The 14,323-nt window shown below is 55.5% G+C and carries 14 protein-coding genes; 10 read left to right on the top strand and 4 right to left on the bottom strand.

Going from position 1 to position 14,323, the window contains the following annotated elements:
* A partial coding sequence (locus ACTQWD_RS04580; protein ID WP_441038702.1) for an IS3 family transposase occupies positions 1 to 73 on the top strand: 73 nt, incomplete at its 5' end.
* 86 nt (positions 74 to 159) lie between these two features.
* Here ACTQWD_RS04580 and ACTQWD_RS04575 read toward each other — a convergent pair.
* Together ACTQWD_RS04575 and ACTQWD_RS04570 are read right to left on the bottom strand one after the other, a co-directional pair.
* Positions 160 to 1,722, bottom strand: a complete 1,563-nt coding sequence (locus ACTQWD_RS04575) for a PTS transporter subunit EIIC (protein WP_427719711.1) — start codon at positions 1,720 to 1,722, stop codon at positions 160 to 162.
* 82 nt (positions 1,723 to 1,804) lie between these two features.
* Positions 1,805 to 3,130, bottom strand: coding sequence for a 6-phospho-alpha-glucosidase (locus ACTQWD_RS04570; protein ID WP_089573127.1), 1,326 nt, complete (start codon positions 3,128 to 3,130; stop codon positions 1,805 to 1,807).
* A gap of 298 nt (positions 3,131 to 3,428) precedes the next feature.
* Between ACTQWD_RS04570 and ACTQWD_RS04565 the strand changes: the two genes are divergently transcribed.
* The 9 genes from ACTQWD_RS04565 to ACTQWD_RS04525 all read left to right on the top strand — a co-directional run bounded on the left by ACTQWD_RS04565 (position 3,429) and on the right by ACTQWD_RS04525 (position 12,602).
* Positions 3,429 to 4,178 carry a MurR/RpiR family transcriptional regulator gene (locus ACTQWD_RS04565; RefSeq protein WP_441559370.1) on the top strand — a complete coding sequence of 250 codons (750 nt, stop codon included), beginning with the start codon at positions 3,429 to 3,431 and terminating at the stop codon, positions 4,176 to 4,178.
* Between the two features lie 1,192 nt (positions 4,179 to 5,370).
* Positions 5,371 to 6,909 (top strand): ATP-binding cassette domain-containing protein, encoded by a 1,539-nt coding sequence (locus tag ACTQWD_RS04560; RefSeq protein ID WP_441016970.1) that lies wholly within the window; start codon positions 5,371 to 5,373, stop codon positions 6,907 to 6,909.
* Between the two features lie 361 nt (positions 6,910 to 7,270).
* Positions 7,271 to 7,594 carry a hypothetical protein gene (locus ACTQWD_RS04555; protein ID WP_117734898.1) on the top strand — a complete coding sequence of 108 codons (324 nt, stop codon included), beginning with the start codon at positions 7,271 to 7,273 and terminating at the stop codon, positions 7,592 to 7,594.
* Positions 7,595 to 7,748: 154 nt separating this feature from the next.
* Positions 7,749 to 7,964, top strand: coding sequence for a hypothetical protein (locus ACTQWD_RS04550; RefSeq protein ID WP_117743463.1), 216 nt, complete (start codon positions 7,749 to 7,751; stop codon positions 7,962 to 7,964).
* Positions 7,965 to 9,356 (top strand): hypothetical protein, encoded by a 1,392-nt coding sequence (locus ACTQWD_RS04545; RefSeq protein WP_441540807.1) that lies wholly within the window; start codon positions 7,965 to 7,967, stop codon positions 9,354 to 9,356.
* Between the two features lie 169 nt (positions 9,357 to 9,525).
* On the top strand, positions 9,526 to 10,047 hold the full coding sequence (locus ACTQWD_RS04540; protein WP_117743461.1) for a Rep family protein: 522 nt from the start codon (positions 9,526 to 9,528) through the stop codon (positions 10,045 to 10,047).
* A 63-nt stretch (positions 10,048 to 10,110) separates the two neighbouring features.
* On the top strand, positions 10,111 to 10,716 hold the full coding sequence (locus ACTQWD_RS04535; RefSeq protein ID WP_117734894.1) for a hypothetical protein: 606 nt from the start codon (positions 10,111 to 10,113) through the stop codon (positions 10,714 to 10,716).
* A gap of 72 nt (positions 10,717 to 10,788) precedes the next feature.
* A complete protein-coding gene (locus ACTQWD_RS04530) occupies positions 10,789 to 11,994 on the top strand; it encodes a site-specific integrase (RefSeq protein ID WP_199407132.1) in 1,206 nt (401 codons plus the stop codon).
* A gap of 161 nt (positions 11,995 to 12,155) precedes the next feature.
* A complete protein-coding gene (locus ACTQWD_RS04525) occupies positions 12,156 to 12,602 on the top strand; it encodes a low molecular weight protein-tyrosine-phosphatase (protein ID WP_117743459.1) in 447 nt (148 codons plus the stop codon).
* Between the two features lie 170 nt (positions 12,603 to 12,772).
* Here the strand turns inward: ACTQWD_RS04525 and ACTQWD_RS04520 are convergent, their stop codons facing one another.
* A complete protein-coding gene (locus ACTQWD_RS04520; RefSeq protein ID WP_441017131.1) occupies positions 12,773 to 13,102 on the bottom strand; it encodes a TIGR04076 family protein in 330 nt (109 codons plus the stop codon).
* Positions 13,095 to 13,919, bottom strand: coding sequence for a PfkB family carbohydrate kinase (locus ACTQWD_RS04515; protein WP_441031977.1), 825 nt, complete (start codon positions 13,917 to 13,919; stop codon positions 13,095 to 13,097). Before ACTQWD_RS04515 ends, ACTQWD_RS04520 begins: the two co-directional genes overlap by 8 nt.
* Positions 13,920 to 14,323 lie beyond the last annotated feature (404 nt).

Here is a 14,323-nt window from a genome sequence, read left to right as displayed (position 1 = left end):
CACGAGGCGAAGGCAGGTTAAACTGAAGGGGCTGACCCCGGAGGAGTTCCGGAACCAGCCCCTTGCGGCGTAGTTCTTATTTAAGCCGTCCAAGTTTTGGGGTGCAGTTCATTGTCTGCCGCCGCCTTTTATCCTGGATTTTATAGATATGTGGGGCGTTTACTCCATACCCAGCAGCTCGCGCATCTGGGTTGCGTAGTTAGATGCCATGTTGCCGTAGACAATCTGCACGCCGCCGTTAACATGCACGATGCCACGCGCTTCGAGCTTTTCGGTAAACTCGGCGTCATCAACCACCTTGTCACAGTCATTGAGCTGGATGCGCAGACGGGTGAAGCAGGCCTCGACAGACTTAATGTTGTTGTCGCCGCCCACTGCCTCAACGATGGCGGGAATGAGGTCGCTGATCACGGTCTTGGGAGCCTTTTCGGCCTCATCGCCAGACTCTTCCTCACGGCCAGGGGTCTTTAGATCCTTCTTAAGAATGATGAACTTGAAGACGAAGTAGTACACCACGAAGTAGATGGGGCCGAGGAACAGGATAACCTGCCAGTTGGAGCCCTTGGCTGCACCCATAATGCCGTTAAAGATCAACGACAAGAGCGGGCCGCCAAAGGATGCGGAGCCGGCCACGTTGAACTGCAGGATATAGGTCAGCGCATAGGCAAGACCAGCCATGAGAGCGTGGAACACGTAGAGGATGGGCGCGATAAACAGGAAGGAGTACTCGAGCGGCTCGGTAATGCCGGAGAGGATGCAAGGCACCACGATGGCAATCATGAGCGCTGCGGTCTTCTTCTTGTTCTTGGGAAGCGCCGTCTTGTAGAAGGCGAGTGCAGCACCGGGCAGGCCGAACATGGCGAAGATAACCTTACCGTTCATGACAAAACGGCTGACCTCGATGTTAAACGGCGTGCTAGGAGAGCCCAGGATCGCGTTGTAGATATTGATAGCGCCCTGAACGGTCTGGCCGTCGATGGTCTCGACGCCACCGAGCGACGTGAAGAAGAACGGTAAATAGACAAAGTGATGCAGACCAAAAGGCAGGAGCATGCGCTCGCCAGCGCCGTAGACAAATGCACCAAAGGCACCCGTAGTCTTGATGAACTCGGACAGCGCACCGAGAGCGTTCTGGATAAACGGGAAAACAAAGGACATGACCAATGCGAGGACACTGCATGAGAGCAGCGTTACCGCCGGAATAAAGCGCGTGCCGTTGAAGATGGAGAACACGGCAGGCAGCTCAATCTTGTAGTAACGGTTATGCAGGTATGCGACGATTGCACCCACCAGAAGACCGCCGATAACGCCCGTGTCGAGCGTGGTGATACCGAGGATCGTGCTCTGACCCGTCGTAAGATTGGCGGGATCGATAACGCCAGTCGCCGTGAGGAACGTGCCCATCACGGAGTTCATGCACATGTAGCCCAAAAAGCCACAAAGCGCCGCGGTAGCCTTCTCGGACTTGGCGAAGCCATAGGCGAGACAAATCGAGAAGATAACCGGGATGTTGCTCATAACGATGCCGGCTGCGGCCTTAAGAATCGAAAAGAAAATCGCAAAGCCCGGAGCAGCAAGCCAGGGAACAGCTGCCGTAAGGGTGGGGCTGGTAAAGGCATTGCCAAAGCCCTGAAGGATGCCGGCGATTGGCAGGATTAGGACAGGCGTCATGAGGACTTTGCCCAGGCGCTGGAACTTTGCCAGCAGCTCATCTTTGTTCATGGGATACCCCTCTTAAAGAAACGGGGCGTGCAGTTCTACAACCCACACGCCCCATAACAGTTATCAAACGCTATGGAACTAGCTACTTAAGCTCCGGCCAGTAATCCTTATTGGCCTCGATGAGCTTATCGAGCACCTTACGCGCCTTCTTTGCGTCACCGACCAGACGATTAAGCGTGAGTGCCTGCAGGGCCTTCTCGTAGGAACCCTCCATCCAAGCCTCAACAGTCAGGCGCTCATAGGCGTACTGGTTCTCCATAAGACCGCGATAGAAGGTGCCAATCTTGCCAACAGCATAGGGCTGCGGGCCATTGGCGCCCACGCTTGCCGCGACCTCGACCATGGCGTCATCGGGCATACCCTCGATAATGCCGTTGTTGGGCACGATGACAATGAAGGTCTTATTGGTGTTGCGATAAATGGCCGAGGTGATTTCCACGATCATATCGCCATGGGCATCGTTCTGCACAACCGAGGAGTTCTTTGCGGTGCCGACTTTGGCAACACGCTCGCACTCGGCGAACACGCGCTTCTCACGACCGTTGATAACCTCGTCGGAGCGAGTGTAGTCGGGGTCGAGGTGAGCGACCTTGTACTCGGGATACAGATAGTACTGCAGATAAGTGTTGGGCAGATAGTCGGGGAAGTCCTCGAGCATGTCCTTGACCATGGCGTAGGTATCAAGCCAGGACTGGTCACGCTGCTCGGCATCGGCAGGAAGGAAGCCGTTCTTCTCCGTGTACTCCTTAATCTGCGGGACGAGGTCATGGCCCTCTTCATCGTAGATGTGCTTGAACCAACCGAAGTGATTGAGGCCAAAGTACACGGGCTCCGTCTTGCTCATATCGCGACCGAGCAGGCGACCGTAAGAGCGCATGAGGTTGACAGGCTGGTCACAGATGTTGAGAACGCGATGCTCATCGGGCAGGACGCGCTCGAGACCATATGCCACAATAGCAGCCGGATTGGTGTAATTGATAATCCACGCCTCCGGGCTATGGGCGCGAACGTCGTTGACGATCTCAACCATGTCATGCATGGAGCGCATACCGTAAGCCATGCCGCCAGGGCCCACCGTTTCCTGACCGATGATTCCCATATGCAGCGGAATCTTCTCGTCCTTGCTACGCATCTCGTAGCCGCCGGTACGAATCTGGCAGAGCACAAAGTCGACGTCGGTGTAAGCCTCGTCCTTATCGGTGGTGTAACCAAACTCCACACCGGGCTCCTCCTCGGCGAAGAGGATCTTGCCAAACTCGCCGATCGGACGCTGGCGCTCGGCATCGATGTCATAGAGCATCACGCGGTTCAGCGGCAGAATGTCCATGTGCTTGGTCAGGGCTTTAAGAATGCCAGGGCACCACGTGGAGCCGCCGCCAACGATCACAATATTGAGCTTATCCTTCATGTTCCGTCCCTCCAGGGTTGGCTGATCGGTGTTCTCGAAGACCTTGGGCTCCGCGGCTGTCCTCGGCTTGCTTCGTTTCGATTGGTATTTTGCGACATAAGGTCATTTGCAAGTCCCCGTGTGGGCCAATGCGAAACGGGGACACATGATTTCGCTCACGACACAGATATGTGTAGGCAGACACGAGCGTTTGCCCAGTTCATGGGCAATAGGCAATCTTGACCGATTACCGATTTCTCACCTGGCTACACAAAGCGGTACCATATGTACGGCGAGGTGCGAGGGGCTGAAACATCTTATGAAAGATCAAGAATCCTTTTATGATCATGTGCGAGCTGGCGAGAGCAAGCTCAACGATCTCGAAAGCGAGATCATGCGCTACATCATCGAGCTGCGTGATGATATTGACGATGCCACGCTTAAGAGCGTTGCCGAACGGTTCTTCGTCGCTCCCAATACAATCGTCAGGCTTGCCCACAAGCTTGGCTTCTCGGGGTTTACGGAGCTCAAACAATCGTATTCCGCCTCGCTCGATCGCAATCGATTCACTATCGAGGCACTTCCTCTTGATACCCAGCTCGTACAGACCAAAGATCTGCTTAACGACCGGGTCATCGATTCGGTTGTGAGTCTTATCCAGGACGCCTCGCATATCGTGTTCTTCTGCTCGGGCTTTTCGAAATACCCGTGCCTTGAGATGGCTGAAAAGCTCAAAATTATGGGCAAGAATACCGACACGCTCAGTGAACGCCACGTCATGAGGCATTACGCAGAACTCCTCGGCAAAAACGACCTGGTCTTCAGCGTTTCCGTAAGCGGCGAGACGCAGGTGTCTATTGACGCCACATCGATAGCCAAAACGCGCGGATGCAAGGTCGTCACGCTCACCGGCTTTTCTCGAAATTCCCTCTCGAAACTAGCCGACTACCCTATCTACACCGTGCAAAAAGAAATCCGCTTGGGCAGCATGGACCTCGACAGTCGATTGATGTTCTATTACGTTTTCGAATTGATATTTGAGCGCTACTTCAAACTGGCCAAGAAATAAAACTTGGTATGCGCCCTGCTTCGACTCTTTAGCAGCCTTCTATATGAAAGGTATAGCCCTATGCAACGCGTACTGTTTATCTGTCATGGGAACATCTGCAGATTCAGAAAAATGCCTAGCTAGTTAGGATCCCGGCGAACCATATCGCGTACCTTACGACGTTTTTACGACTTTGAGCCCCGATGCGATATTGCCGTGATGGAGAAAAGCAACTCCTTTCGCCTTTCCCCAGTAGCTGAAGAACGGAGAATCGAGCATAAGCATTCCTTTCCGGTCGTCTCAAACCTCTGCAATTTGGAGGGTAAATCGCGAAAGCTAATATCTCAAACACCAGAAAAATCAAGTCGATGACCTCGCTCAACATTCACGATGTTAGTGTCGGAAAAATTTAGCCAAATATAGTCGGCCGAGATTGACCAATCCCGGCCGACCCATTTTGGCCAACACGCCCGCATCTATGACTTTCCTATCGCATTCCTACATCCCCTCGGGCTGGATCCCCCTCACCTTCACCGCCTGGGGGACGGCCTCCACCGAGTACGTGTCGAGCCCCCTGCCGCGGTAGCTCGGGCCCCGCATCACGAACACCGACGCCTTGTCGAGCAGCCTGTCGAGGGCGGCGTGTTGGCGCCACCAGCGTAGTGGCGGCGGGGAGGCACGGTGGCCATTATTCGGTGACCGGGATTGGTCAAAATCGGTTGACTATTAGCGGCTAAAATCGCCCGGCGCTAACAACGACGCCCACCATCGCATGCTAGTTACAAGAAGCGGATGCACTAGTATTCTTTCAATCGACTTGCAAACCCCTTCAAGCGTCCAACGCAATGGCGTGCTTTCAGACGCAACGCCTCCTTGCGTCCGCATTATTGCTTTGTTAGACTCTACGGAAGAATTCAGCGCAGGCCCATATGCCAAGCCAGCGCCCCGGAAAGGAAAAGGATTCGTGAAGCTGTAGACGATACATATCGACGCCAATTTGCAAATTGCCATCTATCCAAGAATAAATCTGGCTGCACATTTGTCGTATCGTCTTTTCACTGATCCTCGTATATCCTAAACACTACCTTTGCGAGCATTGCCGTCGACTCATTTTCTTTCAGCTTGACTCGAGTCGACGGGCGTTCACGTTGGTCGGAACGAGCCAATCAGAGCATATGCGGCAAAACGCGGCCTCCCATGCCGAGGAGGCACAATGTCAAGAACCAATTTGAACAGCTCCACCACCCTCGTTCTTTCCCATATTACTTATGCATATCCTGGCAGCGCAATGCCCGCACTCGACAACGTGTCGGCGACATTTGCCCCCGGCTGGCACGGCATCGTCGGAGACAACGGGTGCGGGAAATCAACTTTCGTCCGCATTGCGTGCGGACTTCTGATTCCAGATCGCGGCGTCGTTTCACCGCGTCTCGTCTCCGCATATTGCGCGCAAGAAGCCGGAGTCGAACCGCCCATGCTCTTCGATTTTGCGTGCGACTTCGCCCCGGCGACCACGCACCTCAGAAGGATGCTCCGCATCACCGATGATATGCTCTGGCGTTTTTCCGAGCTCTCCGGTGGCGAGCAGAAGAAAATTCAAATAGCCGTCGCGCTTTGGCAGAATCCCGATCTTCTGGCAATGGATGAACCGACTAACCATGTGGACGCAGAATGCAGAAGGCAGATTTGCAAAGCACTCGCCGAGTACAAGGGTATTGGCCTCCTCGTCTCGCACGACCGTGCGTTGCTCGACTCCTTGGCAAATGACTGCCTGTGCTTTGAGTCGGGGCACGTCACCATGCGCCCCGGCAACTACTCCCAAGCTCGCTCGCAGGCGAATCTGGAGCGCGAAAGCGCGGCGCGGGCCAAATCGATTGCGCGATCCGAAGAAAAGCGCATGAAGGCTGAGTATATCAGGCGCGTTGAAAACGCCTCACGGTCCGCATCCAAGAGAAGCGCCCGTCATGTCGATCCGAAGGATCACGACGCGAAAGCACGAATCAAACTCGCCATTCTCACTGGCAGAGACGGCGTTGCGGGCAAGCTCGCTTCGCGCATGGACTCCCGAATCCAGCGCGCGCAAGCCGCCGTCGACGCCCACCATGTCGAAAAGCGCTACGAAAGCACCTTGTGGATGGAAGCGCAACCCAGCCCGCGCAAAACACTGATTCACGTCAGCTCAGATCGCATACCGTGCGGCCCGAGGCAATCTTTGCGGGTTCCCGAGATTTATCTGGGAAATACCGATCATCTGGGCATAAGCGGCCCCAACGGAGCGGGGAAAACAACACTGGTCAAGCATATCCTGGAGATATTGGAAGGCCGCAAGGCCACGGGATTGGACATTCGCACGCTGTATATCCCTCAGGAAGTCGACGATTCATCCTCAATTGAATTCCTCTCGGAAATCAAGGACCTGCCCCAAGCCGAACGTGGAGCCCTGCTTTCGATCGTTGCGCAACTCAATTCGGATCCCGAACGAATATTGTCCGGCGAGAACATCAGCCCGGGGGAGCTGCGGAAGCTCATGCTCGCCCGCGGTATACTAGATGCCCCCGAAATCATCGTCATGGACGAACCCACGAATCACCTGGACCTGCACTCGGTGGAGGCACTCGAGCGAGCGCTTTCCGCCTTTCCCGGCGCGCTTGTTTTGGTGAGCCATGACGAGCAGTTCCTCTCGGCCTCATGCCCCCTCCGCTTGGATTTGGCCCCAGAAGAGGAGCACACTATTGGTCAGCCCCTCCTCTAGCGCTCAGGCATGTCTTCTGCAAGCCGCCTTCTTCTGATATCCCCTCCCCCGTTTTGCAAGCAACTCAGCGCAAATGGCCCATCCCCCTCAGCCTGAAGGCTCAGCGACACCAACGATACCGACGATTCAATATCTGGATGTCCATATTTGCCCCATCTGGGTGATTATTAAATTGTGTTTGTTCCGTGATTGAATACTTTGTCATCATTACGCCCCACTTCTTCTCATCAGAGGACGTCGAGAACGACAGGTCCTTGCGAAATAATCCCAGCTCAGAAGCTTATGGCATGATGTGCTCACCGAGTGCTCGATGACGGTTGACGAATCGTCGGTAATATCCAATTTTAGGAAAGAGGTGTGTATGACCCGACCGAAGATCATGCGCGGACCGTTTGAATGCGGCTCCATCTCAACAACCAGTACGGCAATGTCGTCTATAAAGGAGTCTTCGGCGAGCATGCCGACTTGTTCTGAACGAGCTGTTCGACATGCCCTGAAGGCCGAAGAGATGTTCTCTCGCGTCATGTATCGCCAGATTCTTTGTGCCCACACGAAGCTCCATGGGGCAATGTTTGGGGACGATGATCTTCATGCCGCAACAAGAAATGTCGAGGAGATCTTGCGCAACGTCCTGCGCCTCTATCTCGATGTCCACGGCGAGCCGCAACGCGGAGTCAGCAAATAATTGGATTGAGAGGAGTTCGAGTATGAGGAAATTGAATCAGTTTATGAAGTTCGATTGGGAAGCTTTTGCGAAAGGCAAGCGTTTCCTTTGTGTCGGAGGTGGTAAATGGGTTGATTAAAACACCAAAGAGCATCGCGGCACCAAGATCGACGTGGTGATCACAACCGATAACACGCAGTATCACCAAAACGAAGGCGAGGTGGTCAGCAATCGTTTCGAGAAGCTTTCCATCAAGGTTTCGAACGATATCGAGATTCCCGTCAATCAGCACGTCATTCCCACCGGCGTGGTCGCAAAGGTTTACGGTGATTATCGCAACCAGTTGTCCATCACGGCGGACGGCATTACCGTCATCCCCGCGAAGGGCTAGGTGATTGTGGTGCGTTACTCCAGTGGCGCACCGGCGATCGTGTATTCGACCCCCAGCGCAAAGCTTTGTGTGCTGGGGGTCGCTTTATTTGCGGTCGCCGCGTGCGTTTATTGCATCGGGCTATTCGTGAACACCATTCTTGCGCCCATCGCCATAGAGCCCAGTACGGTGATGGCGTTTGGCGGCAACCTTACCTCCGCAGCGGCCACTCTTAGCCTCGCTGGGACCATGTTGTTTGCGGGAGGGATCACACATTACGTCATGCTATCTGAATCAACACGGTTGCATGCACGCATTAGGAAGGGGCTCTTTGATCCACGCTACGGGAATCCTCTACACCTGCGAGAAGGCGAGCTTCTTCCCGACATCTCTTGCAAAGAGACGGCTCCTGGACAGTTCGAGCTCGCCATCTCAACCTCATCCTCAACGGCAGAAGAAATATCGAAGATGGGACCTAGCATTAGCTCCCGACTTCGCGGAAGGTTCTCCCGCTACGCCGTCGTACTTGCCGAAGCAGACGTCGCATGCAATCAAGTGACCTTCTTCCTTGAAGATGTGACGTTGCATCGAGAGATCAAGGCATCGCGTGTCGAGGATTTGTGCCCGGCGAACGCCTACGAATTCCGCGTTCAAAACGGCACGAGCATCGACCTCCGCACCTCCGGTTCCATGCTCATCGCTGGAAAGACCACGGGCGTGATCGCCCTCTTGCTCCAAGCCCTGTTGGCTGGTCCTGACGGACACGGATCGCAAGTCCTCATCATAGACCCCAAGCAGGCCGAGCCCTCCCGACTTCCTCGCGTGGTTTCACTGAATGCTGACAGGGACGCTCGCGCAATCCTGTCTGCGTTATCACGGTTCGCCGACAGCATCAAAGAGCGACAGAGCTTCCTCAACGACAGGTCGACAGAGACGGGAGACGCCGTGCACTGGTGGGATGCGAGGCTTCACGTTTCGCTTCTCTTCATGGATGAGTACGTGGCACTCCGCACGCTGTTTCCCAAGCGCGCGAGCAAGGAGGACCCCGATTACTGCCTCGCGACGTTTGATGGGCTGGTGAAGCGCATCGTAACGATGGGGGCGAGCGCGGGCTGCTACGCCATCATCTCGATCGCCGAGGCGTCTGTTGAGGAGGGGGGCTTGCCGTCGATGCTGCGCTCGGCGTGCAGCACCCGCGTCCTCTTCAAGCCGACGCTTCCCGAGGCGCGGCTCATATGGGGCGCGGAACGCCTGCTCGACCTCGGTGCACCTCGCACCTTCTCCCCGGGCGACGCTTGGTTCAGCAGTACGGACGGGGCGCACGACCGCATCGGCTTTGTGCATTTTCCGATCATGGACTTCCCCGTGTACCGCGAGCTTGGGCGGCTCCTTGACCTGTACTTCAGAGAATAACCACCGCGGGGTCCGCTTCGCGCAGCAAAAGCGGACCCCGTCGATTGTTCCATTACTTGAAATTCTGCTCATTTATGCGCCTTGGGGAGCTTGTTATCCCAAGGCGCACCCTCGGGCGCGTTCCAAAATCGTCCCGAAATAGCTCATTTACGAGAAAGGACTCGGAACCATGACCAATTCTCTGCCCATGAAGACCCGCGCGATGATGTACGAGCAGCAGCTCGATCACCTGCCCCGTCTTGTGGACGAAATGTACCGAAGAATCGAAACACTCGCCCCGAAGCGCTATGCGGGCATCGTGCACGACAGCGACACGACGGACGCGGGACGTCCGGCAGCCGCGCATCTTCACGTGATGATGGAGTTCCAGAATCCGCGCTCGCTCAATAGCATCGCGAAGCTCCTTGGAGATAAACCTGAGCGCATCGAGGCTTGGAAGGCAGGTGTGGAAAACGGTTTTTCCTACCTGTGCCACAGAACGGATGGCGCACGATCCAAGCATCAGTACGACCCCAAAATCGTGCGCTCCAATTTCGATTACCCAGCGCTACTTGCTTCTATTGAGTCGCGCGTTGCTCGAACGAGGTCCCATAGCAGCATCAAAGTCCTTCTCGATGACCTTCTCGAAGGTCGTATCGACAAGGAGTCCTTGATCTCTCAGCTCTCCGGATCCGAATATGCCCGGACATAGCGTCAGATCGAAGACGTTTATGCACGCCGCCTTCAGGTTCAGGCCCGGGAATGGCGGGGGTTGATGCTCAAGGGCGAAAGAAGGGTGGAATCAGTTTGGATCTTCGGGCCTGCTGGAACGGGGAAGTCCACCCTCGCAAAGCTCTATGCGAAGCGGAAGGGCGAACCGTTCTTCGTCTCTGGATCTACGAGAGACATCTTTCAGGGGTATGAGGGCAAGCACACGGTGATTCTTGACGAACTTCGTCCCTCATCCATCCCCTACGCCGACCTGCTTCGCATCACGGATCCCTATGCGATGGAGCATGAGGTGATGGCACCGTCCCGATATTCCGACAAAGCGATAGCCGCCGATCTCGTAATCGTCACGACGCCCTACAGCCCCTTGGAATTCTATGGAGAACAGATGCGCCGATCCGCGACTTATCGTCCGCAAAACGATGTCGACGGATTTGGTCAACTTGAGAGGCGCCTCTCCGTCGTTGCGGAGATGCAGACGAGGGAGATCTGTCTCTCTGAGTTTAGGCACGATCTCGACGGATACTGGCCGGTCGAAGGTTCCTCTCGTACAAACCCATATTCGAGTTATGCGCGAGGACTCGCCCCCTCGTCCTGCGCCAACGCTCTTTATAAAGAGCTTCTCGACACCGTTTCGCACTTGACAGCTTAACCAATCGGGCCCCGTGCGATAATCTTGAAATATCGCATCGGGGCTCTTTTCTGAACAGGAAGGAGCCTGCTAGTGACTGTGAGAAAAGACAGCAAAGGGCGAATCCTCAGACGCGGGGAAAGCCAGAGAAAAAACGGCCGTTACTGCTTCAAGTATGTGGATGCAAGAGGTAAAACGCGGAGCGTCTACTCGTGGACCTTGACAACTCATGATCTAACTCCGAAGGGGAAGAAAGCCAGTCCGTGCTTGCGCGCGTTGGAGCATGAGATCCAGCGCGATCTGCTTGATAAGGTCGCGCCGAACAATATGACAGTCTACGAACTCGCATCTCGTTACACTGAAACAAAGACTGCCGTGAAACAATCCACTCGAGCCGCCTACAAGACAATCCTCAATTTTCTTGCTACAGATGAATTCGGCTCGCGACGAATATGCGGTGTCACCTCCCTTGATGCCAAGGAATGGCTCATCAACCTGCAAAAAATCCACGGCAAGCGCTATAGCACAATCCATAGCATCCGTGGTGTTCTGAGACCGGCGTTTCAACTGGCAGAGGAGAACAGCCTGATTCGCCGAAATCCCTTCTATTTCGAGCTCGCAACGATACTGACAAACGACATGGTTACACGCAAGGCCTTGGCCACTAACCAAGAACGCAGATTTCTTGCTTTCGTGGAGGGCGATGAACACTTTCACCGCTATCGTGACGCCATCTACATCCTTCTAAATACGGGCCTGCGCATTTCTGAATTCTGCGGTCTTACCGTCGAAGACCTTGATTTCAAAAACGGAAGCATTCGGGTAAACAAGCAACTTCAGCGGACCAGCAACATGCGATACTACATCGAACGTCCCAAGACGGAGAGCGGGATCCGCTATGTTCCCATGACTCAAGCCGTGACAGAGTGTTTCAGGAGTATCCTTGCGCAACGTCTAAAGCCTTCGAGTGAGCCGGTCGTTGACGGTGTTAGCGGTTTTCTGTTTCTTGATAAAAACGAGATGCCGCGTGTTGCCCTGCACTGGGAGAAGTACTTCCACCACGCGATAGAGAAACATAATCGCATCTACAAGGATGAGCTTCCCAAAATCACACCACATGTCTGCCGACATACCTTCTGCTCGAAGATGGCACGCAGGGGAATGAACCCTGCGAAGCTAAAATGCATCATGGGCCACTCCGACATCAACGTGACTTTTAACACATACACCCATCTTGATTTCGACGACGTCAGAGAGGATATGCTGAAAATTGGATGCAAAGGACGGTCAACATTGTGACAACAAGTCGTAAACCCTCGTTCTTTACGACAATTCTTACGACGCTGGAAAGAAGAATAATCCGCTCATTTATGAATCAATTTGATATTCTGTCCTTGACGAGGGATCAAAAAGCAGTGCGATTATCTGCGAAAACTCTGATATTCGAGAGGTTTTAGCCAATGCGCAAAATCCTATTTGTCTGTCATGGGAACATCTGTCGCTCGACGATGGCTGAGTCGGTGTTTGCCGAGCTGGTGCGCCGTGCTGGGCGCGAGGCGGAGTTCGTCATTGATTCTGCCGCGACCTCGACCGAGGAGATTGGCAACCCTCCGCATCATGGCACCGTCGCCAAGCTGCGCGAGGTCGGGATTCCCGTCGTTGCGCACCGCGCGCGCCAGGTTCGTCGCGCGGAGTATGGTGACTGGGACCACATCGTCTATATGGATGCCGAGAACGCGCGCGGCCTGCGTCGCATCTTCGGCGACGATGCCGACGGCAAGATTTCGCGGCTGCTGGATTGGACCGATCGCCCCGGCGACGTCGCCGATCCCTGGTACACCGGCAACTTCGATGCCACCTACCGCGATGTGCTCGCCGGCTGCACGGCCATGCTCGAGCAACTGTAGGCGCCCGGGCGGCGCGGATGCGTGAGCCACGCCATCGGCATAAAATGAGCGTGGATAATCTCCCGCATACAAATTGAGCGTGGATAATCTCCCACTTTGAACGCAAAACGGCGCTCTAAACGGGAGATTATCCACGCTCATTATCTTGGTGGGAGAAAATCCACGCTCGATTACTCGTCGACGATCTCGGCGAGCCAGACGTTCAACGTATCGACCTCGGGGCAGCAGAACTTTGCCGTACCGGGCTCGTTGCCGGGCACGGTTCCGCCGTAGCGCAGGATGTCGATATAGGGAAAGCCCACATGGCAGGCCATGGAGCACATCTTGCCGCGATCGCGGTCGAAGTCGAAGACGTCGCCGGGCGTGTGGCCATGGTGGCAGCGGCACGTGCCCAGCTGGTCCACGCAGCTAATGCGGATACGTGGGCGCTTGCCGCGTGGCGCGCCGAGCAACTTGCCCTCGCTCGCGGGCTCGGGGCCGCTTTCGCTGGCGCTACTCATGGTCGATCACATCCAGGCAGGCCTCGATGGGCAGGCCGGCAGACTTGTCCTCCTGGTCAGCGTTGCGCTCGATAAGCTCGGCCACCACACGCATGGCATCGGCCGTTGCGTGCTGCAGGCTCCAGCCAGCCATAACGCGACCGACGAGCACCGCCGAGAACGTGTCACCGGTGCCCGGGAAATAGACCGGGATCAGGTCGAAGGGAATCGTGAAGTACTCCCCCGCCACGTGGTCGTAACCGATGACGGCGTTCGTGCCGTCGACCACAGCGCTCGTAATGACCACCGACTTGGCGCCCAGCGCGCGCATGGCGTCCACAAGGGCGTGGGCCTCTTCGGGCGTAATTTGCTCGGCAATAGGCCTATCGGCAAGCAGGCACGCCTCGGTATAGTTGGGCACCGCGTAGTCTGCGCACTCCAGCAGGTGCCGCATAAGGCCAATCGTGGACTCGGGCACGCCCGCATAGAGCTTGCCGTTGTCGCCCATGATGGGGTCGACGAATACCTTGGTGCCCTTTTGCGCGCGGCGGTGGCAAAAGTCTGAGATGATGCGCGTCTCTTCTTCGGTCACGATAAAGCCGGTCGAGATGGCGTCGAACTCAAAGCCGAGTTCTTCCCAGATGGCAAGACTCTGACGCACGTACTCCGTGGTGTCGTGGATGTAGAACTTGGGATAGTTGAGCGTATCGGACACAAGTGCCGTCGGCAGATTGTGGATACGGTAACCCATGTGCGACAGCACCGGCAGCATGGCGGAAAGCGCGACCTTGCCGTAGCCGCACATATCGTTGATCAGCAACAGCTGAGTGTTCTTCATGAGTGTCCCCCTTGGGTCGGGCGCGGCGCAACGGCGCCACAGTGCGACTAAGTGTAGCGCAGGGAGCACGGCAGGCGGGCGCCGGCGCCGTGGAGGCCACATTGTTGCGGAAAGGTTTCGGAAATGAGAGGGCAGCCTGTCCCCCTTTGTACCAATCCCTTGACAAGGAGTGTCCCCAGCTGCCGGCACAAGAAGAACGTCCCAAGTGCCAAAAAGGGCAACGTCGATGTTTTGGCAACGACAGCGAGCGGGCCGCATTTGAGACAAGGTGACGTGAAACGAAAGGGCGCTGACCTTTTGGTCGCGCCCTTGAAGTTGAACGTCAGATTGTACAGGTGCGGCCCGCGCAGCGTCGAGCCGTTACGCGGTTTGGTAAAACCGCGTAACCACTAGTTTGGTACCTT

The sequence above is a fragment of the Collinsella sp. LCP19S3_B6 genome (genome assembly GCF_052121815.1).
Lineage (GTDB): Bacteria > Actinomycetota > Coriobacteriia > Coriobacteriales > Coriobacteriaceae > Collinsella.
This window is presented reverse-complemented; position numbering and strand designations above follow the sequence as displayed.